The 26,325-nt window shown below is 29.2% G+C and carries 22 protein-coding genes and 2 tRNA genes; 15 read left to right on the top strand and 9 right to left on the bottom strand.

Features of this window, described 5'->3' with window-relative positions:
• Positions 1-41: 41 nt before the first annotated feature.
• A complete protein-coding gene (gene putP, locus AVBRAN12654_RS02120) occupies positions 42-1,562 on the bottom strand; it encodes a sodium/proline symporter PutP (protein WP_214119815.1) in 1,521 nt (506 codons plus the stop codon).
• A 327-nt stretch (positions 1,563-1,889) separates the two neighbouring features.
• Here putP and AVBRAN12654_RS02115 point away from each other — a divergent pair, with 327 nt between their 5' ends.
• From AVBRAN12654_RS02115 to AVBRAN12654_RS02090, 6 genes are all read left to right on the top strand, one after another.
• Positions 1,890-2,981 (top strand): DegT/DnrJ/EryC1/StrS family aminotransferase, encoded by a 1,092-nt coding sequence (locus tag AVBRAN12654_RS02115; RefSeq protein ID WP_336613840.1) that lies wholly within the window; start codon positions 1,890-1,892, stop codon positions 2,979-2,981.
• Positions 2,982-4,100, top strand: coding sequence for a 5-methyltetrahydropteroyltriglutamate--homocysteine S-methyltransferase (locus AVBRAN12654_RS02110; protein WP_336613839.1), 1,119 nt, complete (start codon positions 2,982-2,984; stop codon positions 4,098-4,100).
• The gene (locus AVBRAN12654_RS02105; protein WP_214150536.1) at positions 4,100-4,915 is read left to right on the top strand and encodes a Gfo/Idh/MocA family protein; all 816 of its coding nucleotides are present in this window, start codon (positions 4,100-4,102) and stop codon (positions 4,913-4,915) included. Before AVBRAN12654_RS02110 ends, AVBRAN12654_RS02105 begins: the two co-directional genes overlap by 1 nt.
• 88 nt (positions 4,916-5,003) lie before the next feature.
• Positions 5,004-6,590 (top strand): phosphoglycerate dehydrogenase, encoded by a 1,587-nt coding sequence (gene serA / locus AVBRAN12654_RS02100; protein ID WP_336613838.1) that lies wholly within the window; start codon positions 5,004-5,006, stop codon positions 6,588-6,590.
• Positions 6,571-7,212, top strand: coding sequence for a histidine phosphatase family protein (locus AVBRAN12654_RS02095; RefSeq protein WP_336613873.1), 642 nt, complete (start codon positions 6,571-6,573; stop codon positions 7,210-7,212). Before serA ends, AVBRAN12654_RS02095 begins: the two co-directional genes overlap by 20 nt.
• Before the next feature lie 400 nt (positions 7,213-7,612).
• Positions 7,613-8,512, top strand: a complete 900-nt coding sequence (locus tag AVBRAN12654_RS02090) for a LysR family transcriptional regulator (protein ID WP_214117135.1) — start codon at positions 7,613-7,615, stop codon at positions 8,510-8,512.
• Positions 8,513-8,521: 9 nt separating this feature from the next.
• On the opposite strand, the gene sdhE is transcribed toward AVBRAN12654_RS02090, so the two are convergent.
• The 7 genes from sdhE to rpsT form a co-directional block, all read right to left on the bottom strand.
• Positions 8,522-9,382: an 8-methylmenaquinol:fumarate reductase membrane anchor subunit gene (sdhE, locus tag AVBRAN12654_RS02085; protein WP_336613837.1), complete on the bottom strand. Its 861-nt coding sequence runs from the start codon at positions 9,380-9,382 to the stop codon at positions 8,522-8,524.
• 3 nt (positions 9,383-9,385) lie between these two features.
• A complete protein-coding gene (gene sdhB / locus AVBRAN12654_RS02080; protein ID WP_214117140.1) occupies positions 9,386-10,345 on the bottom strand; it encodes an 8-methylmenaquinol:fumarate reductase iron-sulfur subunit in 960 nt (319 codons plus the stop codon).
• Positions 10,345-12,189 carry an 8-methylmenaquinol:fumarate reductase flavoprotein subunit gene (gene sdhA / locus AVBRAN12654_RS02075; RefSeq protein ID WP_336613836.1) on the bottom strand — a complete coding sequence of 615 codons (1,845 nt, stop codon included), beginning with the start codon at positions 12,187-12,189 and terminating at the stop codon, positions 10,345-10,347. The genes sdhB and sdhA overlap by 1 nt, the downstream gene beginning before the upstream one ends.
• A gap of 647 nt (positions 12,190-12,836) precedes the next feature.
• Positions 12,837-16,388, bottom strand: coding sequence for a pyruvate:ferredoxin (flavodoxin) oxidoreductase (gene nifJ / locus AVBRAN12654_RS02070; protein WP_336613835.1), 3,552 nt, complete (start codon positions 16,386-16,388; stop codon positions 12,837-12,839).
• A gap of 60 nt (positions 16,389-16,448) precedes the next feature.
• On the bottom strand, positions 16,449-17,318 hold the full coding sequence (locus tag AVBRAN12654_RS02065; protein ID WP_336613834.1) for a hypothetical protein: 870 nt from the start codon (positions 17,316-17,318) through the stop codon (positions 16,449-16,451).
• On the bottom strand, positions 17,315-18,382 hold the full coding sequence (prfA, locus tag AVBRAN12654_RS02060) for a peptide chain release factor 1 (protein WP_214117152.1): 1,068 nt from the start codon (positions 18,380-18,382) through the stop codon (positions 17,315-17,317). The genes AVBRAN12654_RS02065 and prfA overlap by 4 nt, the downstream gene beginning before the upstream one ends.
• A 6-nt stretch (positions 18,383-18,388) precedes the next feature.
• A complete protein-coding gene (rpsT, locus tag AVBRAN12654_RS02055; protein WP_214117154.1) occupies positions 18,389-18,655 on the bottom strand; it encodes a 30S ribosomal protein S20 in 267 nt (88 codons plus the stop codon).
• A gap of 99 nt (positions 18,656-18,754) precedes the next feature.
• Here rpsT and glmM point away from each other — a divergent pair, with 99 nt between their 5' ends.
• The 7 genes from glmM (at position 18,755) to AVBRAN12654_RS02020 (ending at position 24,612) form a co-directional block, all read left to right on the top strand.
• Entirely contained in the window at positions 18,755-20,077 is a 1,323-nt protein-coding gene (glmM, locus tag AVBRAN12654_RS02050) for a phosphoglucosamine mutase (protein WP_336613833.1), read from the top strand.
• Positions 20,044-20,535, top strand: coding sequence for a signal peptidase II (gene lspA, locus AVBRAN12654_RS02045; RefSeq protein ID WP_214117157.1), 492 nt, complete (start codon positions 20,044-20,046; stop codon positions 20,533-20,535). Before glmM ends, lspA begins: the two co-directional genes overlap by 34 nt.
• Positions 20,519-20,962 (top strand): protoporphyrinogen oxidase HemJ, encoded by a 444-nt coding sequence (gene hemJ, locus AVBRAN12654_RS02040; protein WP_214117160.1) that lies wholly within the window; start codon positions 20,519-20,521, stop codon positions 20,960-20,962. Before lspA ends, hemJ begins: the two co-directional genes overlap by 17 nt.
• Positions 20,963-21,122: 160 nt before the next feature.
• Positions 21,123-21,854 (top strand): IclR family transcriptional regulator, encoded by a 732-nt coding sequence (locus AVBRAN12654_RS02035; RefSeq protein WP_214117161.1) that lies wholly within the window; start codon positions 21,123-21,125, stop codon positions 21,852-21,854.
• Between the two features lie 144 nt (positions 21,855-21,998).
• Positions 21,999-23,309, top strand: coding sequence for a C4-dicarboxylate transporter DcuC (dcuC, locus tag AVBRAN12654_RS02030; RefSeq protein WP_336613832.1), 1,311 nt, complete (start codon positions 21,999-22,001; stop codon positions 23,307-23,309).
• Positions 23,310-23,430: 121 nt separating this feature from the next.
• Positions 23,431-24,231, top strand: a complete 801-nt coding sequence (locus AVBRAN12654_RS02025) for an adenylosuccinate lyase (RefSeq protein WP_336613831.1) — start codon at positions 23,431-23,433, stop codon at positions 24,229-24,231.
• Positions 24,232-24,318: 87 nt separating this feature from the next.
• Entirely contained in the window at positions 24,319-24,612 is a 294-nt protein-coding gene (locus tag AVBRAN12654_RS02020; RefSeq protein ID WP_214117178.1) for a DUF2325 domain-containing protein, read from the top strand.
• A 55-nt stretch (positions 24,613-24,667) separates the two neighbouring features.
• On the opposite strand, the gene AVBRAN12654_RS02015 is transcribed toward AVBRAN12654_RS02020, so the two are convergent.
• Entirely contained in the window at positions 24,668-25,657 is a 990-nt protein-coding gene (locus AVBRAN12654_RS02015; protein WP_214117180.1) for a bifunctional 3,4-dihydroxy-2-butanone 4-phosphate synthase/GTP cyclohydrolase II, read from the bottom strand.
• A gap of 152 nt (positions 25,658-25,809) precedes the next feature.
• On the opposite strand from AVBRAN12654_RS02015, the gene AVBRAN12654_RS02010 reads away from it, so the two are divergent.
• Both AVBRAN12654_RS02010 and AVBRAN12654_RS02005 read left to right on the top strand, forming a co-directional pair.
• Positions 25,810-25,884, top strand: a tRNA-Gln gene (locus tag AVBRAN12654_RS02010).
• A gap of 11 nt (positions 25,885-25,895) precedes the next feature.
• Positions 25,896-25,971: transfer RNA gene (locus AVBRAN12654_RS02005), tRNA-Met, on the top strand.
• Positions 25,972-26,325: the final 354 nt, after the last annotated feature.

The following is a 26,325-nucleotide window of genomic DNA, read 5'->3' as shown; positions in this document are numbered from 1 at the left end:
ATCAAAAAGGTTTTAAACTAAAGATAATAAAGCTCTAATTTTTAGAGCTTTAATTTAGTTAGCATATCATCATAAGCTTTTTTTGTTCCTTGTCTTACTGGCTGTATTATTGAGCCTATTATTATAAATACTGAAGCTAGTAAAAATCCTGGTATTATTGAATAAAGTTCAAATATACCTTCTTTTGCAATATTAAAATAATCAATATGCTCCCATAAAATCACTCCTAAAGCACCAAAACTCATACCTAAAATCGCACCTAATCTACTCATATTTTTCCAAAATAAAGAAAAAATTATCACACTACCAAAAGAAGCACCAAAACCAGCCCAAGCATATCCAACAATATCAATAATGCTAGTATTTTTATCAGCAGAAATTATAAAAGCAACAATAGCAACAACCAAAACACTAAGTCTTGAAACTCTCATTACTATCTTAGCAGGAGCACCTTTATTAAAAATTTTTCTATAAAAATCTTCTGCTAAAGTTGAGCTAGATACTAATAATTGCGAACTTGCCGTACTCATAATCGCTGCTAAAATCGCACTTAATAAAATTCCAGAAATCCAAGGATTAAATAATAATTGGCTAGTTACTATAAAAATTCTATCCTTATCTAATAAGTCTATATTAAACTTATATAAATAAGCAATACCAATAAATCCTATTAAAATAGCTCCAATTAAGCTAATTACCATCCAAGAAATACCTACAAAAGTAGCAATTGGAATGTCTTTTGTGCTTTTTATAGATATAAACCTTACTATTATGTGTGGCTGACCAAAATACCCAAGTCCCCAAGCTAAAGAACTAATTATCCCTACTAAAGTTAGATTTTTACTCATAGAAATATAATCTTTTTGACTTTCTTCTCCAAGCTTAATTATTATATTAATAGCTTCGCTAAATCCGCCTATTTCATTAATCATAACCAATGGAACAATAATTAAAGCTCCCATCATCAATAAGCCTTGTATCAAATCAGTCCAACAAACTGCCTTATATCCGCCAACGAAAGTATAAACAACTATTAATATAGTTCCTGTAATTACTGCTTGTTCGTATTTAACTGAAAATAATTCTTCAAAAAGCTTTCCACCAGCTACTAAACCACTAGATATATAAATAGTAAAAAATATTAAAATCACAATAGCACAAATTATTCTTAAGGTATGACTATCATCGCTAAATCTAGTCTCAAAATAATCAGGAATAGTTATACAATCTTTTCTAACATCAGTATAAATTCTAAGCCTTTTAGCAACAAACATCCAATTAATTAAAGCACCAATACTAAGCCCTATTGCTATATAAGTTTTACCTAAGCCATATAATAAAACAGCCCCTGGTAATCCCATAAGAAGCCAACCGCTCATATCAGACGCTCCAGCACTAAGTGCTGATACTATAGGACCCATACCTTTATCGCCTATAAAATAATCTTCTGAAGTTTTATTTTTCTTCCAAAAATAAAACCCAATTCCTAGCATTAATACGCTATAGAATACAAAATCTAAAATTATTGGCAAACTAATTTGCACCTTTTCTAATTCATTCATTTTTATCCTTTTATATAGACTAACTTTTAAAACTCTAGCACCTAAATTCCAATAATAATAAAATACTATAAAATAAGATTATTTAATAATTCAAATATTTTATTAATAAATAGATTTATTACTAGCTATAGTTTTTGAGTATTTGCTACTTGTTTATAAATAAAAGCTTTTAAATATCCTATTTTATCACATTCAATATCATTTTAAATAATTTTTATAAATTTATATTTTAAAAAAGCTTATTATAAAGATTACAATAAAGCCTTAAATAATTATGTATTAAATGAAAGCAAATACAATTAGCCTTTTATTTTTTAAGGATAATCAATGTTAGCATTCTGTGATTTAAAATCTCAATATTTAAAATACAAAAACGAAATAGATGAAAGAATTCAAAATATATTAAATAATACAAGTTTTATAGGTGGAAATGAAGTTGCTTTGCTTGAAAGTAATCTGGCAAATTATACAAAAGCAAAATACGCATATTCTTGCTCAAACGGAACTACGGCTTTATATGTAGCATTAAAAGCTTTAGGAATTAAAGAAGGTGATGAGATAATTACAACTCCTTTTACTTTCATTGCAAGTTCTGAAATGATAGCTTTAATTAAAGCTAAACCTGTTTTTGTTGATATAAGCGAAGTAGATTATAACCTTGATATAAGCAAAATTGAAAGCCTAATTACACCTAAGACTAAGGCTATTTTGGCAGTTTCAATTTTTGGTCAAATGCCTGATTTAAATTCCATAAAAAATATATGTAAAAAACATAATTTATACTTGATTGAAGATGCAGCTCAAAGCTTTGGTGCAAAAGATGATTTAGGCAATATCTCTTGTAATATTGCCGATATTAGCACGACAAGTTTTTTCCCTTCAAAACCACTTGGGTGTTATGGAGATGGTGGGGCTATCTTTACAAATAGCGATGAATTAGCAAAAAAAGTAAAATTACTTATAAATCACGGAAGCGAAATGAGATATAAACACGAAATAATAGGCTTAAATGCAAGACTTGATAGCATACAAGCTGCAGTTTTAAATGTAAAATTAAAATATTTTGATGAAGAAATTGCTAAAAGAAACGAAATTGCTAACATTTATACAAAAAACCTTAAAAACTGCATTACACCTAAGGTAAAATCAGGATATAAGAGTGTTTGGGCTCAATATAGCGTAAGGGTTAAAAATAGAGATTTAGTAGTAAAAAAACTAAGTGAAAACAATATCCCAACCGCAATTCATTATCCAATAGCGCTATATTCGCAACCTTGCTTTAAATATTTAGATTATAAAGCAAGTGATTTTAAAGTATGCGAAAATGTAACAAATGAGATTTTATCTTTGCCATTTTCTGCATTTTTAGATACACTAGACCAAGAAAAAATCATTGAAATTTTTAATAAAGGAGAATAAATGAGAAGATTAGATCAAGTAGGTTCATTCTTAAGACCAGCTAAATTAAAAGCTGCAAGAAGTGATTATGCAAACGCAAAAATCAGTAAAGACGAATTAAGAGCTATTGAAGATGAGTGCATAAAAGAATTACTAATTGAGTGTGATAAAAACAATGTTTATTATCTAAGTGATGGAGAATTTAGACGCTCTTGGTGGCATTTAGATTTTTATTGGGGATTTAGTGGAATTAGCAAAATTATTAAAGAAAAAGGCTATATTTTTAAAGGTATAGAAACAAGAGCTGAAGGTATTAAAATAACTAATAAAATAGAATGTAAAGACCATCCTTTCTTAAAAGATTTTGCAAGTTTAGTAAAGATTGCAAAAGAATTAGGCATTGATACAAATCGCTTAAAATTAACAATTCCTAGCCCATCAATGCTTTTATATATGTTATTTATCCGTGGTGGATTTAATGTAGAATTTGAATACTACGGAAAAGATTATGCAAAATTAAAAGAAGATATTTTAAAAGCCTATGCTGATTTTTATTTAGAATTTGAAAAATTAGGCGGAGTTTATTTACAACTTGATGATGTTAGCTTTGGCTCGTTTTGTGATGAAGATTTTAGAGCAAATCTAATCAAAAACAACTATAACGCCGATGATTGCACTAAGGAATATGTAGAGTATTTAAACAAAAGCCTATCAACTATGCCAAAAACAATCACAAGTGCAATACATATATGTAGGGGTAATTATAGAAGCCATTTTAGTGCTAGTGGTGGATATAGCAAGGTTGCTAGCGAATTATTTGCAAATCTTAATATAAATAAATTCTTTTTAGAATTTGATGATGATAGGTCAGGAGATTTTGAACCATTAAAATATATTAAAAATCAAATAGTAGTAATTGGACTTTTAACTACTAAAACTAAGGAAAATCCAAGTATTCAAACTCTAATTAAAAGAGCAAAAGAAGCAGCTAATTTCTTAGATACAAAACAAATTGAGTTTAGCACCCAATGTGGTTTTAGCTCTACAGAAGAAGGAAATGAAATTGATATGAATACTCAATGGGAAAAAATCGCACTTTTAAATGAATTAAATAATACTTTAGATAAAGAAGGCTTTTAATGAATATAGCATTAATAGGTCTTGGTGTAATGGGTAAAAACCACTACACCGAACTTTGTAAAAAGGATATAAATTTATATTGCTTTGATTTAATTAAGCCTGATTGGATTGATGATAATAAGTATTTTTCTAATTTAGATGAATTATTAAAAAATGATATTGATGGAGCGATAATAGTTGTTCCGACTAAATATCATTATGAAGTATTTTCTAAGATTAAAGATAAAATCAATTTTATTCTAATAGAAAAACCATTATCATTTAGTCTTGATGAAGCTTTAGCTATTAAAAATAGCGGAGTAAATGTAGCAGTTGGCTTTTGCGAGAGATTTAACCCTGTAAGTCTTGAGTTTTTAAAACATATCAAAAACGAAGAAATAAAATATGCAAGTTTTATAAGAGCGTCTAAAAAACCAGCTAGAATTAGTGATGTTGGGGTTGATTTAGACCTTTGTGTGCATGATTTGGATTTAGCAAATTTCTTTGGGATAAAGGCTAGTTTTAAAATAAATCGCACAAATAATCCTTGCACGCAAATTAAGCTAAATTCTAATAATCTTGATATTTTAGCTTCTTGGGAATTTAATAGTAGGATTAGAAAAGCCTTTATAAATACAAATGTATCAAGCTATGAATTAGACTTTTTAAACTCAAAATTAATTAAAGATGAAACTACAATAACACTTCAAGCTCATTCAAGCCTAGCAAAAGAGCAAGATGAGTTTATTAATTATATCAAGACAAATGATTTAGGGCTTTTAGCAAGTGTTGATGATGCTATTTATACTCAAGAAATTCTAAAGAATTTGAATTAAGATATTAAAAATACTGACTTAAAACAAATTAATTAATCAATCCTTTAAAATAATTGCTAGAATAAAGCTTTTATTTAAAGGAGAGTAGATGAACAAGATTTTAGTTTTAGATGGAGTTAGCGATTTAGCTACTAAAATTTTAGAAAAAGATTGCAAAGTAAGTGAATATCCTAAAATTAGCGAAGAAGAATTGCTAAAAATAATTGGTGATTATGATGCAGTTATTTTAAGAAGTGCTACAAAAATTACAGAAAAAGTATTAGAACACGCTCATAGATTAAAAGTAATTGGTAGAGCTGGAGTTGGTGTTGATAATATAGATATAAAAGCAGCTACAAAAAAAGGAATAATAGTAGTAAATGCACCAAATGGTAATACAAACGCAGCTACAGAACATACTTTTGCACTAATGTTAAGCCTTGCTAGAATGATACCTAACGCACATGCTAGCGTAGTAAATGGTATTTGGGATAGAAAAAGCTTTTTAGGACTTGAATTAAAAGATAAAACTTTAGGGGTTTTAGGTTTAGGTAGAATTGGTGCTGGCGTTGCTAGTAGAGCACAAGCATTTGGTATGAAAGTAATTGCGTATGATCCATATCTTAGCAACGAAAGAGCTATTCATTTACAAGTTAAAAAATGTGAATTAAATGAAGTTTATGCTGAAGCTGATTTTATTACATTACACCTTCCATTAACAGATGAAACAAAAGAAATGATAAATAAAAATAGCATAGCTAAAATGAAAAAAGGTGTAAGAATTATAAATGCAGCAAGGGGTGAATGTATTAATCTTGATGATTTAACAAATGCTTTAAAAAATGGAGATATTGCAGGAGCTGCTCTTGATGTTTTTGCTAATGAGCCATTAGGAAACCACGAGATTACAACTTTAAAAAATGTGGTTTTAACACCACATTTAGGTGCATCTACAATAGAAGCTCAAGAAGGAGTTGCAGTTGATGTGGCAATTGCTATTAAAGAAGCGTTAAATGGTCAAATGGTTGCTAGTGCTTTAAATGCTGTGCCAGTTAGCCCTGAAATGCTAAATAAAATTAAGCCTTATTTTAATCTAGTAAAAGCATTAGGATTTATTGCGTGTGAAGTTAGCAATTCAGCAATTAAACAAGTTTTCATTGAATATTCAAATGCCTTTAAAGAGCTTGATACTAGAGCTTTAAGCCAAGTAATGTTATGTGGATTATTAAATTCTATATTGCAAGAAAAAGTAAATATGGTTAATGCACCAATTCTAGCTCAAAATAGAGGAATAAGCTTAATTGAGCAAAAAAGTGATGAAGTAAATAATCAAATAAAAGTAAAAATAGTAAGCGAATTAGGTGAGCACGAAATAAGAGGAGCTTTAATGAGCGATAAGAGTGCTTATGTTAGTGGTATTGATGAATATGATATTAAATTTGAACCAAGTGGAGTATTATTGTTAGTGCCACACGATAATGTGCCTGGTATGATAGGACAAATTGGAACTATTTTAGGCGAAGCAGGAATAAATATTTTAAGTATGCAAGTTAGCAAAACAAATACAAGTGGTGAAAACATAATGGCAATTAGTATTAATAAAAAACCATTAAAAACAGATTATAAAAAACTTTGTGAATTAGCTGGAGTTCATGGAGTTAAGATAATTGATTGCAGTGAGATTTGCGATGATTAATCTAATATTACTTAGACACGGGCAAACTAATTGGAATAAAGAAGGTAGATATCAAGGTCAAATTGATACTGATTTAAGTGATTTAGGCAAGGAGCAAGCTAAGAAATTAGCCCTTGCTTTAAAAAATATACAAATTGATTTTTTTATAGCAAGTCCTTTAAAAAGAGCTTATGAAACAGCTTGTGAAAGTGCTAAATTTCACAATAAAGAAGTTTTAAAAGATGAAAGATTATTAGAGATAAATCACGGAACTTGGGAAGGTAGATTATCAAGTGAAATAGAACAAGATTTATTAAAAAAATGGAAGCAAACCCCACATTTAGTAAAAATGCCTAATGGAGAAAGCTTAGAAGATATTTTAAATAGAGTAAAACTTGCAATAAACGATTATATTACAAAATACGATGGAAAAACAATTGCAGTTTTCGCTCACGATGCAGTAAATAAGGTAATCATTTCTCATTTATTAAATGCACCACTTAGCTCATTTTGGAACATTACTCAAGATAATACCTGTATTAATATCCTTGAAATATCTAATGATTTAGCAAAAATAATAACCTTAAATAACACTAGTCATTTAGGATATTTATATTCTAAAGAAATTCAATTAGGTTTATAATGCTTGTTTAAATTCTTATTTTGATTTTTACAAAATAAGAATTTAAAATCATTGCTTTACTAAATAATTCATCTTTAAAAATTATATAAATTTATATAATATGAAAACCATAAAATACAGCTTCAATTTGCTTTAAAATATTCTTACAAGATATATTAATCTAAAGCAGAATTTGTTGTAATGTCAATATTATTTAACATATTATTTTTGCTATTTTACTTATATTCAGGTATTACCCACGCTAGAATAATCATTTTTACCTTGTTTTAAAATCTTATAATAAATATTATCTATTTAAATTTTAAAAGTAAAAAATTTTATAAAGCTATTTTTTATTTTATTACCAAATAACATATAAAATATTTATATGAAAAATAAAGAATTTAAATTAGGATAAAAGATGAATTTTAGACATATGCAACTATTTTTAAAAGTAGCAAAATTGCAAAGCTTTACAAAGGCTGCAAATGAGCTTAAAATACCGCAACCATCATTATCTCAAAGTATTTTTGCATTAGAAAATGAGCTAAAAACTACGCTTTTTAATAGAAGCACAAATCCAATATCTTTAACCGAAGCAGGAGAAATATATTTAAAAAAAGCAAATCTAATAAAAGATATGATTGCAGAACTTGATACTGAAATTTCAGCACTAAACAATGCCAAAACTGGCAAAATTCGTATAGCATTCTTACAAAATGGCTATAATATGATTCCAAATCTCTTGCCACAATTTTGCAAGCGTTTTAGCGACGCTAGTATTAAAATTTCTCAAATCTTTTCAACGCTTAAAATCAAACAAATGATTTATGATGATGAAATTGACCTTGGAATGCTAGTGTTACCACTTGATATAAAATATTTAAAATATGAAATAATAAAAAGCAGCAATGTTTTTCTAGCACTGCCATCTTTACACGAATTATCTTTAAAATATAAAAATAAAGAATTGCCAGAAATATCAATCAAAGAACTAAAAAATGAGAAATTTATTCTACCAAAATCTTCTCAAAGAAGTAGATTAGATATTGATTTAATGTTTAAAAACAATGAATTTATTCCTAAAATTTTATGCGAAACAGAGACTTTTGATATTGCAAATTCAATAGTAGCAAGTGGTGTTGGTGCTACTTTTACTATTAGCGAATTAATAAAAGATGATAAAAAAGATAAAATAAAATTATTTAATATAAAGGATAATAATTTAATTAAAACATTAGTTATAGCTTATAAAAAAGATAAAAAACTCTCACATTTAGAGCTTGAGTTTATAAAAATGGCAAAAGAATTAGGGGCTTAGCCCCTAAAATTATGCTAATTTTGTAGCATCAATTATATTTAAATCAAGTCCTAATTGTTCGTTGCTAAGACCAAGTGCTAATCCTACTAATTGAGAAAGATGAATTATTGGCTTTCTAATTTCAGAACCCATTGCATCTTGATAGCGTTCTTGGTAAATATCAAGCTGCATTTGACAAAGCGGACAAGGTGTAACAACGCAATCAGCACCATTTTTATCAGCACTACCAACAATTTGAGATGACATTTTTTGCACCGATTTTACTGCTGGATAACTAGCGTGAAAACCACAGCAATCTAAGCGTTTTTCAAACGGAACTATTGTCGCACCAAGCGCACTAACTACAGCTTCAAAGCTTTTTGGATTAGTTGAACTTTCTTTTGCGTTATATGATTTTTCAGGGCGAATACTATGACAACCATAAAATAAAGCTACTTTTAGATTAGAAAGTGGCTTAACAACTTTTGATTTTAAGGTATCTAAATTCTCATACAAAATCCATAAAAGGCTTGTTATTTCATTATTTCCTTGATATTTCATATTACCTTTTGCTAAATATTCATTTATGCGGTCTTTTGCACCTTTATCTAAAGCAGTTTTTGCACGAGTTAAAGTTAGCATACAAGTACTACAGGTTGTTAGCATTGGCATATTCATATTCTCAGCTAATGCTATATTTCTAGCATTTGCTACAAGTGCTGCTATTGGGTCTACATCTTGTGCTTGAGATGCACCACAGCAACTCCAACCCTTAATCTCGTGTAAAGTTATACCTAGTATTGGAGCTATTGCTTCTAATGACATTTTTGATTCTTTAGCTGCTTGATTTAAAACACAGCCAGGGAAAAAAGCGAAATCTTTTTGTTGCATAACTTACTCCTTATTAGCAGCTCTAGCTGCTTCAATCATTTTTACTAAATCTTCATGACCTTCAATTTCTTCATCACCAAAAATATGTAATGGATTCATCTTACCTGCTTTCATTAGATTGTATGCAATATCTATTTTTGTAGTATTTGCTAAAACACCTTCAGAGCGAAGTGCTAAATAAATCTCATTTAATCTACCTGTATCTTCTAAGTCTTTTAAGAATGCTTCTGCGTGAGCTGGTCCTGTGCCATCTTTTAAACCTTTTTTCATAGCCATTACTCTTAGCATTGCTATATCATCAGCAGCACTAATTCCTTTAGGACAGCGGTCGGCACACTCTTGACAATGAACGCACATCCAAAGACCATTTGCAATAGATGGTTTTAAGTGTTTTAAAGCATCTTTTGAGCGTGAATCATAAGCAGCACGAAATGCGTGAGTAAATACAAATGGTTCCATATAATCACTTGAATCAGCTTCAAGTTTATTACATTCACTAGCACAACAACCACATAAAATACAATCCCATTGTTTTTTAATAGCATCAACTTCAGCTTGAGTTTGCACGCAACCTTTTTTATCAGAAAATGCTTCTTTTGGTGTTATAGTTGGTTTTATTTTTCTTAAATTCTCAATGCTTGGCTCCCAATCTACAACTAAATCCGAAAGAACTTTAAAATTTGCCAAAGGAGAGATTTTTAAACTTTCAGGATTGTCATATTCTTTTAATAAATCATCCATTTTAGTATCACAAGCAAGGTATGAATGCCCATTCACACGCACACCACAAGCACCACAAATCGCCATACGACAAGCCGAAGTAAAATTTAGTGAAATATCTTGAGTGCGTTTTATATGTTGTAATAAGGCTAAAAGCGTTTTTCCCTTTACTTCATCTATACTTAAATCATATGCTTGAACAAATTTATCAACTCCATTAAAGCGGTCAATTAAAATTTTCATTAGTATTTCCTTTCTTCAGGTTTAAATTCTGTAATAACTACATCTTTATAACTAAGGCTTAATTTGTCATCTTTTAAAGTAACAAGGCTATGTTTTAAGAAATTCTCATCATCTCTTGTTGGATAATCTTCTCTAGTATGAGCCCCACGGCTTTCTTTTCTATTTAATGCACCAAGACAAGCACACCTTGCTAAAAGAATGAGATTTCCAAATTCTAAATACTCAATTAAAGCGGTGTTATAGAACATATTTGGATTTGAAATTTTAAGATTATTATATTTAGCCCAAATCTCATCTAGGATTTTTATATGTTTTTCAAGCTTTTCTCCTGTTCTATAAATTCCCATATTATCCCAGTTATATTGTCCAAATTCTTCTCTTAAATCATAAAGCTCGTTAGGTTTTGAATTGCCACTTGTTATATCTTTTAGCTTAATTCTCCATTTTTGAGCTAATTCTTCAGCGTGTTTGCCAGAGCCATAATTTTGTCTTTTATTTGCATACTCACCTGCACCCTCACCTGCAAGTTTGCCTGTAACTGCCGCATCAGCTAAGCTATTTCCACCTAAACGATTTGCTCCGTGAATTGAAGCACAACTTGTCTCACCTGCAGCAAAAAGTCCTGCTAAATGAGTACTCATATCATCAAATTTTGCAATTTCTATACCACCCATTGAATAATGAGCTGTTGGACGAATTTTAATTGGTTCTTTTACTAAATCTATACCTTCAAATAAAAGTCCAATATGACGAATTTGTGGTAATTCATTCATAATTTGCTCTTCACCTAAATGTGTAACATCTAAAAGAACATAAGAGCCCATTCCCTCTCCAAATCCATTGCCTAAACGAATTTCACTTTCAATTGAACGAGAAACAATATCTCTTGGAGCAAGCTCAAGACGATTTGAGTATTTACTCATAAAGCGTTCGCCTTTATTATTAATTAATTTTCCACCAAGACCTCTTGCCGCTTCAGTAATTAATGCACCACCATTTCTAACTCCTGTTGGGTGAAATTGAAGCATTTCAGGGTCTTTAAACGCAAGTCCAGCTCTAAGTGCTGCAGCAATTCCATCTCCACTAGCATTAAATGGGGTTGAAGTGCGGTTATAGAACACACGAGTATAACCACCTGTTGCTAGAACCACTGATTTTGCTAATACAGGCACTACATCTCCTGTTTGCATATTTAAAAGAACTGCACCTTCGCACTCATTATTATCAATCGCAATATCAAGTAAGTAATGGTCAAGCAAGAAATTAACACCATTTGTAATAGCTTCATCAAGACAGGTATGCATCATAATAGAACCTGTTTTATCGGCTGCATAATTACAGCGTTCATATTTTGCACCACCAGCAAAACGCCTTGCAACCGTTTTATCTTGTTGTCTATTAAAAGGCATTCCTGCATAATCAAGTTCGTGAATTGCTTCGGTAGCCTTTTGTGCAAATTTAATAATTACATCTTGATCACCTAAAAAATCACTACCTTTAACAGTATCATATGCGTGTAATTTGTTTGAGTCACCATTTTCAAAATCAATCACACCATTAATCCCACCTTCAGCCATACAGGTTGCATTTCGTGATGGCATACCTTTATTAACTACTACAACATTTAAATTTGGATGATTTTTTCTAACCGCAACAGCAGCTCTAAGACCAGCACCACCAGAGCCGATAACTAAAACATCTACGCTTGGTAGTGAGGTATTTTTACCACTTTTTTTAAGCTCACTTGCCATAATTGATACAGGGCTTGTGCTAGCTGCTACTGCACCAACACCAAAAGTAGCTGATTTTATGAAATCTCGCCTATTGAATTTTTCTTCATTCATATAAAACTCCTTTAAATAAGAATTTTGGTATTAATCTTTATTTTTTTCTTAAAATAAAAAATTAATAGCAAAATATTATTCTAAATTACATTATAAGTCAAATATTATTTTTTTTATAATCTCATAAGATAAAAATTATAATATATAAAAAATCACGATTTTATGGTATTTTGAATTAGAGAATTTGTAATAAAATTAATATAAAAAATAAAATATCATCAATATTTATTAGCAATAAACTTATAAAAAGTTTCTTTTTTAGTATTTTAATAATTAATAATTTTTCACATTGCTTATAAATCTATAGTATAAATTTACTAATACTTTAAATATTTAATTTGCCTTTATTTACGCTAATTTTGAATATATACTATTAAGCTTTAAATAGGCAAATTAACACCATTTAAGTAATTACTTTAATTTATAATAATTAGATGATATTTTTATATATTCTTAAAAAATAATTTTAATTTTTGAGTATAAAACTATGAAAGTGTTTTAATGCTTTTATAAGCGTCAATAATGTTTCTTATTTCTTCATAAAAAGATTAATATGATTAATAATTCAATAGTTATAAAAAAATTATATTAGTGTTTTAAATTCTATTTGAGTAATAAAATAATCAAGCCCTAAAAAGGGCTTGAGATTATTCAGAAACGCTATAATCAGCTGCTGCTAAACGCTTTAATTGTCTATAGCGTCTTTGTGCATCTGCTTTGTTGCGAGCATATAGTTCTGCTGCTTCTTTTGGATTTCCTTTTTTTAGTGAGTTATAACGAACTTCTGCCATTAAGAACTCTTCATATAAATTCCAATCAGGTTCTTTTGAAGCAATTTTTAATGGATTTTTACCCTCTGCTTCTAATCTTGGATCAAATGTGTAAATTGGCCAATAACCACACTTAGTTGCGATTTCTGCGTGATCACCACTAGCACCCATTCCACCTTTAATTCCGTGAGCTATACAAGGGCTATAGCAAATGATTAAGCTTGGTCCATCGTAAGCTTCTGCTGCGATTAGTGCTTTAATAAAATGAGCATAATTTGCATTTGAATTTACTTGAGCTACGAAAATATTTCCATAAGTCATAGCAATTTGTCCTAAGTCTTTTTTCTGACTTGGCTTACCACTTGCAGCAAATTGTGCTACTGCACCTGTTCTAGTTGATTTTGAAGCTTGTCCGCCTGTATTTGAATAAACTTCAGTATCCATTACTAATACATTCACATCTTCTCCACTAGCTAAAACATGGTCAAGCCCACCATAACCAATATCATAAGCCCAGCCATCACCACCAAAAATCCATTGAGATTTTTTAGCTACATAGCTTTTTAGACCTAAAATTTCTTTAGCACCTTCAAGCTCTGCGTGTTGTTCTAATAATGGAATTAGTCTATCTCTAACATCTGCTGTTATATCAGCATTTTTCTTATTAGCCAACCATTCGCCATAAAGAGCTGCAATTGCATTTGGAGCTTTATCTTTTGTATTAATCATAATATCTTCAATTCTATGGCGAATTGTCTCGGTAGCAACTCTCATACCCATACCAAACTCAGCATTATCTTCAAATAATGAGTTACCCCAAGCAGGTCCAAAACCTTTATCATTTTTGCGATATGGAGTAGAAGGTGCTGAACCACCATAAATTGAGCTACAACCTGTTGCATTCGCAATCATCATTCTCTCACCAAACATTCTAGTAACTAATGTAATATATGGAGTTTCACCACAACCTGGACATGCTCCGTGGAATTCAAATAATGGTTGTGCAAATTGAGCACCTTTTGTAGTATCTTTTGCTATAAAATTATCTTTATAAGTAACTTTATGGAATAAATAATCAGCATTATCTTGTTCGCCTTTTTCTAGCTCTTCTTCAAGTGGAACCATAACAAGTGATTTTTCTTTACTTGGACATTCAGTTACACATAACTCGCAACCTGTACAATCTAATGTTGAAACTTGAATTTTAAATTTAAGACTTTCGCCTTTTACACCTTTAGCATCGATTGAATGCTCTTTCACGCCTACTGGAGCATTTGCCATTTCTTCATCATTAATTAAGAATGGGCGTATTACCGCATGTGGGCAAACTGATGCACATTGGTTACATTGAATACAATTTGCTTCAATCCATTTAGGAACCATAACACCAACACCACGCTTTTCATATTGTGTAGTTCCATGCTCAAAACTACCATCTTCATATCCAATAAATGCTGACACTGGTAAATCATCACCCTTTGCAGCATTCATAGGTTTAACTATATTTTCAACAAAAGCAGTTCCTATGTATTTATCATCAGCTTTTTTCTCATCTATTACTAAATTAGCCCAAGCTGGATCAACAGTAACTTTTACTAAACCTTGTGCTCCAATATCAATAGCTTTATAGTTCATCTCAACTACTGCTTCGCCCTTTTTAACATAGCTTTTATATGCAAATTCTTTCATATATTTTTGAGCATCTTCATAATCAATAATTTTTGCTAATTTAAAGAATGCACTTTGCATAATTGTATTTGTTCTATTACCTAGTCCTATATCACGAGCAAGTTTTGTAGCATTTATGATATAAAAATTCACATTTTTTTCAGCTAGAACTTTTTTAACTTTATTAGGAATTTTTTCAATTGTAGTTTGTTCGTCCCAAATTGAGTTTAGTAAGAAAGTTCCATTTTCTCTAATACCTGCTAAAACATCATAAATATCTAAATATGCAGCAACACTACAAGCAATAAAATGTGGGGTACTTACTAAATAAGTTGAAGTTATTGGCTTTTTAGAAAATCTTAAATGGCTTCTTGTATATCCACCTGATTTTTTACTATCATAAGCAAAATATGCTTGTGCATATAAATCAGTTTTATCCCCAATAATTTTAATTGAGTTTTTATTTGCACCTACCGTTCCATCAGCACCAAGTCCGTAGAATAAACATTCAGTTGTGCTTTCATCTCCTAATGAAATCTTTTTGCCTAGTGGTAATGAAAGATGAGTTACATCATCATTAATTCCAATTGTAAAATTATTTTTTGGTTTTTCTTGATTTAAATTCTCATATACTGCAAGTAATTGTGCAGGGTCAACATCTTTTGAACTAAGACCATATCTACCACCTACAATTAAAGGCGCATTTTCTTTATCATAATATGCAGCTTTTATATCAAGATATAAAGGCTCGCCTATACTACCTGGTTCTTTTGTTCTGTCTAAAACTGCAATCTTTTTAACTGATTTTGGCATTTCTTCAAAGAAATATTTTAAGCTAAATGGTCTATATAAATGAACCATCATAACACCAACTTTTTCGCCTTTTTTGTTTAGATAATCAACCACTTCAGTTAAAGCTTCATTTACACTACCCATAGCAACAATTACACGAGTAGCATCAGCAGCACCATAATATACAAATGGTTTATAAGTTCTACCTGTAACTTTTGAAATCTCTTTCATATAATCAGCTACTACATCAGGTAAACCATCATAAAATTTATTAGCTAACTCACGAGTTTGAAAATATATATCATCGTTTTGCGCTGTTCCACGAGTTTTTGGATGTTCAGGATTTAAACAGGTATCACGGAATGCTTGAACTGCATCCATATCAATTAATCTTTTAAATACTTCATAGTCCATTACTTCAATTTTTTGAATTTCATGAGATGTTCTAAATCCATCAAAGAAATGCATAAATGGAACTCTTCCTTTAATAGCACTAAGATGAGCAACACCAGCTAAATCCATAGCTTGCTGAACGCTATTTGAACATAGCATTGCAAAACCTGTTTGACGAGCTGCGTAAATATCTTGATGATCACCAAAAATTGATAAAGCTTGAGCAGCAATTGCACGAGCAGCAACATGTATAACACCAGGAAGCATTTGACCTGCGATTTTATACATATTTGGGATTTTAAGTAATAAACCTTGAGAAGCTGTATAAGTTGTAGTTAATGCACCAGCTTGTAACGAACCATGAACGCTACCAGCAGCACCTGCTTCACTTTGCATTTCAACAATTTTTACAGGCATTCCAAAAATATTTTTCTTTCCTTGAGAAGCCCAAATATCTGTATAATCAGCCATAGGTGAACTTGGAGTAATAGGATAAATTCCTGCCACTTCTGTGAACGCATAGGCAGCATATGCAGCGGCTTCGTTACCATCCATTGTTTTCATAACTTTTGCCATAATTTTTTCCTTTTTTATAGAATTTGTGTTTCAATTTTACTCAAAGCTTATAAATAAATGTTAATTTGATTCAAGTTTGTAAGTGCTAGAAAATAGGACATTTTTAGTATTGTAAATATTGTCAATCAAAAAAGTTACTGATTTAATTTTAGGGTTAATTATTTCATCATAATGAGTAAATAAACTTTCAAAAAATATAATATTTTCATTATTTTTTAAAAATGGTTTTATGATTTCTTTAAATTCTATAAAAATAATTTTAATTAAATCAAAATTTTCAATCTTAAACTCAATTTTTTTATTTCTTATTTTAAAACTAATTTTACTTGTATTTGAAAGATTGATTTGTAAATTAGTCGCTATTTTAGAATAATCAATTGCGTTATTTACAACGCTATATTTTACTCTAAAATCTATACTAATATCATTTAACATATCAAGAATAGATTTATAAGCAGTTTTATTTAAATACCAAGATAAAAATGCTAAATCATCTTTTACATTGTCATTAAACTTCAGATTATCAACATTAAATTCAAATTCTGAACTCATATTAAACAAGCTAGTATCATCAAAATAATATTTATTTTTATCAAAATAATATTCTAAATTATTCTTTTCTATAAAAGAGTATTTTAAATCTTTAAAATCCTTTTCAAGCAATTGTAAAAAATTATAAAATGCAACTCTGTTTTTAATATAAATATTAGAGAATTTAAAATATTTAAAAACTCCATTTTCTATAAAGCATTCAGTATGACTTGAACATTCCACCTTAGCTGCTATATATAATTTTTCAAGTAATTTTACTAGATAATCTATTTCTTGTTTTTGTTTGATTATATTTCTTTGTTCTTGTTGATAATTGTCATACAAAAACACACTAGTTGTTAATACAACAACAAGTATGCTTAAAATTATTTTTTTCATAAATTAGCTTCGTTTAAAGCCTCTGATTGATAGTGAGCTATTAGTGGTTCAATGATTTCATCTAACAAACCATCTTGCATAATTATGTCTAATCTGTGTAAAGTAAGATTTATTCTGTGATCACTTATTCTATTTTGTGGATAATTATAAGTTCTAATTCTTTCACTTCTATCTCCACTTCCAACTTGAGATTTTCTACTCTCTCGCTCTTTTGCTAATCTTTCTTGCTCTTGCATTTCATAAAGTCTTGCTTTTAAAACTTTTAAAGCACTTTCTTTATTTTTATGCTGACTTTTACCATCTTGATTAACAACAACTAAACCTGTTGGAATATGCGTAATTCTAACTGCAGAATCAGTAGTATTTACACTCTGACCACCATGACCACTACTTCTCATTACATCAATTTTTAAATCATTTGGATTTATTTCAATATCACTATCTTCTACTTCAGGCATAACTGCAACGGTTATAGCACTTGTATGAACTCTGCCTTGAGATTCTGTAGCAGGAACTCTTTGAACTCTGTGTGTGCCACCTTCGTATTTTAATCTTGAATAAGCTTTATCACCTTTAATTAATAAAATAATCTCCTTAAATCCACCTGCACTACCTTCACTTTGACTAACTACTTCTATTTTATAATTTTTATCTTCAGCATATCTTGCATAAGCTTTAAATAAATCTCCGACAAATAAAGCAGCTTCATCTCCACCAGTTCCAGCTCTAATTTCTAAGAAAATATTCTTATCATCATTTGGGTCTTTTGGTAATAAAAGTATTTTTATTTCTTCTTCTAATTTAGGTTTTAATTCTTCTAATTCTTTTAATTCTTCTTTAGCTAAATCACCTAAATCAGGGTCTTGCAATAAAGTTTTATTTTCTTCAATTGAATCTAGCGTATTTAAATATTTTTTAGCAACTTCAACTATATCTTCTAAACTTTTTTGTTCTTTTGATAAGGCTGTAACTTTTGCTAAATCTGTAGTATTTTCAATATTACTTAAAAACGCTTGAATTTCTTCATAGCGTTTTAAGAAAGGTTCAAGTTTGCTTGCTAGCATTAAAAATTATGCACCAATTTTATTTACTAAAAGTGCTAAACGACTTACTTTTCTTGAAGCTGTTTGTTTTTTAATAAAACCACGGCTTACCATTTCGTGAATTTTTTTATTAGCTACTTTTAAAGCTGCTGCTGCCGCTTCATTATCATTAGCTGCTGCTGCTTCACGAACTGCACGAGTAATGTTTTTAAGTCTTGTTCTATAGAATCTGTTTCTAATAGTTTTTTTAATTGTTTGTCTAGCTCTTTTTTCTGATGATTTATGATTTGCCATAAAAAATTCCTTCGTAAAAATTTTTAAAAGACTGATTTTAGTAAAGTTTTGTTAAAATAATCTTAATTCAAAATTAAAATCATACTGAAAGGCAAAAAAATGATATTTGGAACAGATGGAATTAGAGGTTTTGCAGGTAATGATTTAAGTGCTTTTAAAGCTCTTAAAGCTGCTATGGCTATTGGAATTTTTTTTAAAAATAAAGCATTAACAAAAAAAGTAATAGTTGGAAAAGATACTAGAAAAAGTGGTTATATGATAGAAAATGCAATCGTTAGTGGTCTTAATGCAGTAGGTTTTAATGTATTGCAAATTGGCCCTATGCCTACACCTGCTGTTGCTTTTTTAAGTCAAGATTTAAGATGTGATTTTGCTATTATGATAAGTGCTTCTCATAATCCTTATTATGATAATGGTATTAAAGTATTTGATGCTAATGGATTTAAATTAAGCGAAAGCGAAGAATTTGAAATAGATAGAATATTTAATGATGATAATTTAATTAATTCGCATCTTGCAATAAAGGATAAAATCGGCTCTGCAAAAAGAATTGATGATGTAATAGGTAGATATATAGTTCATATTAAAAATTCTTTTCCAAAAGATACAACCTTAAAAAACCTTAGAATTGTGTTAGATTGTGCAAATGGAGCGGCTTACAAGGTTGCGCCTGCTGTCTTTTCTGAATTAGGAGCTGATGTTATAACATTAGCTTGTGAGCCAAATGGAATAAATATTAATGATAATTGTGGAGCACTTCATCCAAATATGTTAGCTAAAGAAGTAAAAAGATTAAGAGCTGATGTTGGGTTTGCTTTTGATGGAGATGCTGATAGATTGGTTATGGTTGATGAAAACGGAGAAATCATTAATGGAGATATTTTATTAGGGGTTTTAGCAAAAGCTTTAAAAGATAATAATAATTTAAGCGGTGTTGCAATTAGTAAAATGAGTAATATGGGATTTTTAAATTATCTTAAAAAACACGATATTTCTTATATTACAACCGATGTTGGAGATAAATATATTCTACATGCAATGCAAGATAAAAATTATAATTTTGGTGGAGAGCAAAGCGGACATATAATTTTTAGCGATTATGCAAAAACTGGTGATGGCATAGTAGCAGCACTTCAAGTAGCAAAATTATTATTAAATAAAAAAGCTAGCGAGATTTTTAGCGAAATTAAATTATTTCCACAAAGCCTAACAAACCTAAAAATCACAGAAAAAAAACCTTTAGATAAATTAGAAGGCATAGATAACTTATATGAAAAATTAAATAAAAATAATGTGAATTATTTATTTAGGTATTCAGGAACTGAAAATTTAATGAGAATATTACTTGAATGTGAAAACGAAAAAACCTTAAAAAATATGGAAAATGAATGTATAAAATACTTTCAAAGTGTGCTAGTATGAGAAAAAAAATTATCATCTCAAGTCTTATAATAGCCATTGTAATAATCTTAGATAGACTTAGTAAAAATATATTTTTAGCAGGTTATGAATGGCATTTTACCCCTATTAGTTTTTATTTAGTTTTTAATGATGGGGTTGCTTTTTCAATGCTAAGTTTTTTACAAGAATATCTAAAATATATTCAAATAATGTTGCTTATAATTGCTGGAATACTTTTAGTTAAAGAAAAAAAATTCCTAAACGATAATTATTATGCCCTATCATTCATATTAGCCGGGGGCATAAGCAATATTTATGATAGGTTTTTATATCCTGGAGTTATTGATTTTATAGCTTGGCATTATTGGTTTAACTTCGCTGTTTTTAATATTGCTGATGTGTGTATTAACCTTGGCGTTATTATAATAATTTTAAAAGAAATTTTTAAGAAAAGGAAGAAAAATGGAATTTCTAGCTAACAATTATGATTGGATAAAATGGCTTCATTACTTAGCGTTTATTTCTTGGATGGCGACTTTGTTTTATTTGCCACGCCTTTATGTATATCATCAAGAACATTCACATAAAAAAGAATTTGTTGAAGTTGTAAAAATTCAAGAAGATAAATTGTTTTATTTCATAGGACAACCTTCTATGATAATTACACTACTTACTGGAATTTTAATGATTAGTGCTAATTCAACCTTGATGAAACTTGGTTATTTTCATCTTAAATTATTGTGTGTTGTTCTACTACTGATTTATCATTTTGATTGCTTAAGATACCTTAAACAACTAAAAAATGATACCTGTAAAAAAAGTGGTAAATTTTTTAGAGCTTATAACGAAGTGCCTACTATAATAATGATAGGTATAATTACTGCAATGATTATAAGACCATTTTAAATAGGAATACAACATATTCCTATTTAAACAATAATGTATATTATCAGTTTAAATTCTTTTAAAAACTAAATAATAATACTAAGCTAAAAAACTTGTAATTTTAAGAGATAATTAAGAAATATCTAATATATTAAAATATCTTACATAAATAGGAAAAATCTTGGATACTTTACATCAACCAACTTTAAGGGTTATTAAAATTTTAGAGACTTTAAAAAATTGTGATGAAGGTCTTAACATAACACAAATTTCAAAAGAATGTAAAATCAGTGTGGGAACTCTTCATCCTATTTTAAAAACACTTTGTGAATTAGATTATTTAAGTTTTGATAATAAAAATTACAAATTATCTTTTTGTCTAAATCCAGAGCTAGAACAAAGGAAATCTACAAAAATTATAATTTATTATATGGATGAGCTAGCTAAAAAAATAAGATTAGCCGTGCAATTAGGGATTTTAAATGGTAAAAAAGTAATTTACTTACATAAAAGTGAAGGTAATGAAAAAATTATTCTAAAGACAAAAGCTGGAGATGTAGCCAATGCTAACGCAACTGCTCTTGGCAAAGCATTGTTATTTGATAAAAATTTAAATGAATTAAAAAGTATTTTCAAAAAACAAATTCTAGAGCAAAATACTGCAAGAACAATCAATAATATAAATGATTTATACGACAATATTCAGTATTGTAAAAATCTAGGTTATTCTTATGAATACGGGGAATATGATGATGATTTTTCTTGTTTTGCTGTGCCTATTTATAAAAACCAACAAATATTTGCTGCAATTAGTGTTACTATCTTGAAATTTCATATAAATGATGAAAAAAAGGATTTAATAACAACAGAATTATTAAAATATAAAAAAATTATAGAAGAGCAATTACAATAATTATTTTAATAGTATTTAATATTTATATTAAATATATTTTAATTATTGCTTTATCATTTTTATAATTTATATCAAATTAACAACTTTCAGTTAGAATAAATGAAAATTAATTTTAATTTTTATTACTTAATTTAAGGAGAAAATATGGAAAGTTTTGCAATTCTTAAAATTGCACTAGCATTAATAGTAGTAATTATTACTATTACACTTTTAATTAAACGCTACGAATCAAGAATGGTTCTTTTTACAAGTGGTGTTGTTTTATGTATTATTGCAGGTGCTCCAATGGACGCACTAGAAGCTTTTACTAAAGCGATAAAAAAGGCAAACATTATTGAACCAATAGTTGCTGCTATGGGTTTTGCTTATGTTTTAAAGCTTACAACTTGCGATAAGCATTTAGTTCATGCTTTGTCAAAAGTATTAAAATATGCAGGTATTTTTCTAGTTCCTGGAGCTGTATTAATCACTGCATTTATTAATATTTCAGTAACTTCTGCTGCTGGTTGCTCTGCTGCTGTTGGTGCGGTTATTATCCCGCTACTTATGAGAATGGGAGTTCATCCTGCGCTTGCTGCTTCGACCGTTTTATTAGGAACTTATGGAAGCGCAAATCTAAACCCTGGTTATCATCAGACAAATATAGTTGCTGAAGTTAGTAAAGTAAATGTAATGGAAGTAATCCATTATGAAGCGTTTTATTTTGGAGTAAGTGCTGTAATTTGTGCTTTTGGATTGATGATTGTTGGCTTACTTTTAAAAGAATATAAAGGTTATGTTCTTGAAGATGAAAGCAATGATGATAAAGATTTCAAAATCAATCCTATAAAAGCTATTGTTCCAATTGTTCCTGTTGCTATACTTTTAGTTCTTAGCAATTCGCATTTTAAAGAATGGTATGAAGCTACTTTTGCACTTAAAGTTCCAAAAGTTGGCATTGGTCATGCAATGATTATTGGCTCATTATTAGCATTTATTACTTGCTTTAAAGATGTAAAAGCTGGTGAAGTTATGAAAAAATTTTGTGCTGGTATGGGTGAAGGATTTTCACATGTATATGGAATCATTATTTGTGCGGGGATATTCGTTGCAGGGCTTGAAGCTATGGGATTTGTTCAACAATTAATTGATTTTATGAAATCAAATCCAAATATTGCAACTTTCATAGGTTCTGTTGGAACTTTTGCCCTAGCCTTAATAACAGGTAGCGGAGATGCTGCCGGAATAGCATTTAATCAAGCTGTAACGATAAAAGCAGCAGATATTGGACTAGACCCTATGCACCTTGGCTCTGTTGTAACTGCTGTAGCTGGACTTGGAAGAAGTATGAGCCCTATTGCAGGAGCTGCTATTATATGTGCTACTTATGCGAAGGTTAATCCAATTGAACTAGCTAAAAGAAATGCAATACCAACAATTATTGCAGCAATAGCATATGTATTAATCGCTATTTAAATTCTACATTGCAAAAGGAAAATTAATATTATTTCCTTTTGCAAAAGTTCTTTTGAAAATCACTACAATTATATTTGGAATACAAATTGCTTATTTATAAAAAACTTTATAAAGGTTATAAATGCAAGTTGTACAGAATTTAGAATCAATTAGTATAAATACTCAAGATTTTTCATTTTTTAAAGAAATGAAAGAAATAATTAATAAAAATTTTTCACAAAATATCGGAAAGAAAAGCAAACTAATATCATTTTATGTTGAAAATGAAATTCCACAAAGAAGATATTTTTTAAAATTACTATCAATATTGAATAAAAAATACAATAACGAGCAACTTCAAAATATAAATACCGCATATTATAAAAAATTTAAACTAAATCTAGTAAGCGTAAATAGCCTAAAAGCAATGATAAATTGTAAGCTTGATTTTATGAGAAAAGATATAATTTTAAATTTCTCAAATCTTGAAAAAAATTTAATAATTTATCTTTCTAATTATTTTAAAGAGCACGATATAAAAATATTAAAAACTAAATTTATCATCACTTATAAAAATGAAAATACCTTAAGTTTATTAGATAAACTATGTGCTTGTAACGAGCATTTAAATTACTGCGTAAGCTTTAGTCTAAGCGAATTGGCTTATTTGCAATTTAAAAAAGAAATTAAAAATGAGCTGAAAAAAGACAATAGGTTTTTAAATGTTTGTATGCTTTTAGAAGAACATTTTAAAACATTGGGAGTGGAAGTAGGAGCTAGTTTTGATGTTGTAAGGAATAAATATCTTAAGTTAAGTAAAGTTTATCATCCTGATTTTCACTCGGAAAAAAGTGAAGAAGTAAAAAGAGTGTTAAAAGAAAAATTTGAAGAAATAAATATCGCATATGAAAGCCTAAAACCATTGTATAAAAATGTAAGTTAATATAATTGTTAGAAATTTATAATAATTATCAGTTTCTTTAAAGGTTAATTGAGTATCATACTCAAAATTATTTTTAAGGAGAGTTTTATGTCAGTTTTGGTTATTGGTGCAGATGAGATTACCCCTATTAAAGCAGTTTTACATGACTTAGGTGCAAAAACAATCACTCATTGGGATGCTAGAAATGAAAATAGAGTAAATCGTCAAAGCATTCCACAAGACACTGGCTGTGTTGTTATGCTTACAAGTTTTTTAAATCATAACACTATGAAAAAAATAAAAAGTCAAGCTAAAAAAAGAAATATACCTTTAGTATGTGCTAAGCGTTCTGTTAGCTGTGTGTATTGTGAATACTGCAAAGTCTTGGGTTTAAATAAGTAAGTTTTAAAATAGAATTTGAAATCAATTATTTAATTTCAAATTCTAAATATTTTAATTATTCAATAATTAAGCCAAAGCCACTTAAAGCTGCAAATTGTTCTTGATTGCCTAAAAATTTAAACTTATTAATGCCTAAATCTTTTAAAATCTGCGCTCCTATGCCATAATTTTTATCATCGCTTTTTAAGCCTTCCATAAATACTAGCATACCACCTTCTTTACTTAAATCATCTATTGATTTTAAAGTTTCTTCTAATTTAGTAGCATTTAAAATATTAATATCTTTAGAACTCTTATAAAACTTAATCAGACTTTTTTCATTTTTACCTGCAAAAGCAAAAATAGTGTGAATATCTCCTAAAAAATCTTTATATACAATCTTTTTAACATCTTTACATAGTAATTTGGTTTTTTCTTCACTAATTTTTGATACTAAGCTTTCATTTTGCAATCTATATTTAATTAAGTCTTCAATAGTTACTAATTTTATATTGTGCTTTTTGCCAAATTCTATTAAATCATCACGTCTAGCCATTGTTCCATCAGGATTCATAATTTCACAAATTACACAAGCAGGAGTAAGACCAGCTAATTTACACATATCAACCGTTCCTTCCGTATGCCCTGTTCTAACTAATACACCGCCATCTTTTGCTATTAACGGATTAATATGACCAGGTCTTACAAAATCACTTGCAACTGCATTTTTATTTGCAAATAATTTTATAGTAGCATCTCTTTCGCTAGAACTAACACCTGTACTTGCCGTTTTAATATCTACCGTAATAGTAAATGCCGTTTCATGATTAGATGTATTTTTAGGAACCATTAGTGGTAATTCAAAATGCTCTGCAATTTTTTTATCTAGTGCTACACAAACAACACCCCTAGCATGTGTTAATGTAAAATTCACCTTTTCTGGCGTGCTAAATTCTGCTGGAAAAATTAAATCACCTTCATTCTCCCTATCTTCAGCATCTAGCATTATCAACATATTTCCCTTTTTTAATTCTTTTATACCTTCTTCTATACTAACAAAAGACATATTTTTCCTTTTAATAATTATTTTAATTAAGTGTATGTAAAAATAATATATAAATGTTTAGAAATACAAAAAAATAAGTAAAAATTATTTTTTTAAAAATTTTACTTGACAAATATATTTTTTTGATATATAATCACGCTTTTAATTTGCATTGGGGTATCGCCAAGCGGTAAGGCAACAGGTTTTGGTCCTGTCATTCAGGGGTTCGAATCCCTTTACCCCATCCACTTTTATTTATCGCGAAATAGAGCAGTGGTTAGCTCGTCGGGCTCATAACCCGAAGGACGGGGGTTCAAATCCCTCTTTCGCAACCAATTTTCAATTCTTTTCATAGTATCTTAAATGTTTCTTACTCTCTATGAGTTAAATTTCCGAATAGTATCTTTTTAATACTTAAAATAAACTTAATGTTATATTTTTTTTGTTTTTAGGATTTTACTTTATATTTTAATAATTCTTCTCAAAACTAACTTAAAAAATGGGTAAAAAATGGGGTTTTCTTAAGTGAAACTTAATAAGGTTAAAATGCCTATTACATAGGCATTTAAGGGGCGAATTTTTAAAATCTCGCAAATTTGTATAAATAAGACAAGGCGGGGTTCGTTACGGCGTTGGGCTCACGCCCCCCCCCCCCCCCCATAACTCCCCCCCTTTTTTTCCTCTTTTTA

The sequence above is a fragment of the Campylobacter sp. RM12654 genome (assembly GCF_020137585.1).
GTDB lineage: Bacteria > Campylobacterota > Campylobacteria > Campylobacterales > Campylobacteraceae > Campylobacter_E.
The sequence above is the reverse complement of the archived record's forward strand: the minus strand, read 5'-3'. Positions and strand labels throughout refer to the sequence as shown.

Coding starts and splice junctions, on each gene's coding strand:
- putP (WP_214119815.1), bottom strand. CDS start 1,562: ATGAATGAATTAGAAAAGGTGCAAATTAGTTTGCCAATAATTTTAGAT.
- AVBRAN12654_RS02115 (WP_336613840.1), top strand. CDS start 1,890: ATGTTAGCATTCTGTGATTTAAAATCTCAATATTTAAAATACAAAAAC.
- AVBRAN12654_RS02110 (WP_336613839.1), top strand. CDS start 2,982: ATGAGAAGATTAGATCAAGTAGGTTCATTCTTAAGACCAGCTAAATTA.
- AVBRAN12654_RS02105 (WP_214150536.1), top strand. CDS start 4,100: ATGAATATAGCATTAATAGGTCTTGGTGTAATGGGTAAAAACCACTAC.
- serA (WP_336613838.1), top strand. CDS start 5,004: ATGAACAAGATTTTAGTTTTAGATGGAGTTAGCGATTTAGCTACTAAA.
- AVBRAN12654_RS02090 (WP_214117135.1), top strand. CDS start 7,613: ATGAATTTTAGACATATGCAACTATTTTTAAAAGTAGCAAAATTGCAA.
- sdhE (WP_336613837.1), bottom strand. CDS start 9,382: ATGCAACAAAAAGATTTCGCTTTTTTCCCTGGCTGTGTTTTAAATCAA.
- sdhB (WP_214117140.1), bottom strand. CDS start 10,345: ATGAAAATTTTAATTGACCGCTTTAATGGAGTTGATAAATTTGTTCAA.
- sdhA (WP_336613836.1), bottom strand. CDS start 12,189: ATGAATGAAGAAAAATTCAATAGGCGAGATTTCATAAAATCAGCTACT.
- nifJ (WP_336613835.1), bottom strand. CDS start 16,388: ATGGCAAAAGTTATGAAAACAATGGATGGTAACGAAGCCGCTGCATAT.
- AVBRAN12654_RS02065 (WP_336613834.1), bottom strand. CDS start 17,318: ATGAAAAAAATAATTTTAAGCATACTTGTTGTTGTATTAACAACTAGT.
- prfA (WP_214117152.1), bottom strand. CDS start 18,382: ATGCTAGCAAGCAAACTTGAACCTTTCTTAAAACGCTATGAAGAAATT.
- rpsT (WP_214117154.1), bottom strand. CDS start 18,655: ATGGCAAATCATAAATCATCAGAAAAAAGAGCTAGACAAACAATTAAA.
- glmM (WP_336613833.1), top strand. CDS start 18,755: ATGATATTTGGAACAGATGGAATTAGAGGTTTTGCAGGTAATGATTTA.
- lspA (WP_214117157.1), top strand. CDS start 20,044: ATGTATAAAATACTTTCAAAGTGTGCTAGTATGAGAAAAAAAATTATC.
- hemJ (WP_214117160.1), top strand. CDS start 20,519: ATGGAATTTCTAGCTAACAATTATGATTGGATAAAATGGCTTCATTAC.
- dcuC (WP_336613832.1), top strand. CDS start 21,999: ATGGAAAGTTTTGCAATTCTTAAAATTGCACTAGCATTAATAGTAGTA.
- AVBRAN12654_RS02025 (WP_336613831.1), top strand. CDS start 23,431: ATGCAAGTTGTACAGAATTTAGAATCAATTAGTATAAATACTCAAGAT.
- AVBRAN12654_RS02020 (WP_214117178.1), top strand. CDS start 24,319: ATGTCAGTTTTGGTTATTGGTGCAGATGAGATTACCCCTATTAAAGCA.
- AVBRAN12654_RS02015 (WP_214117180.1), bottom strand. CDS start 25,657: ATGTCTTTTGTTAGTATAGAAGAAGGTATAAAAGAATTAAAAAAGGGA.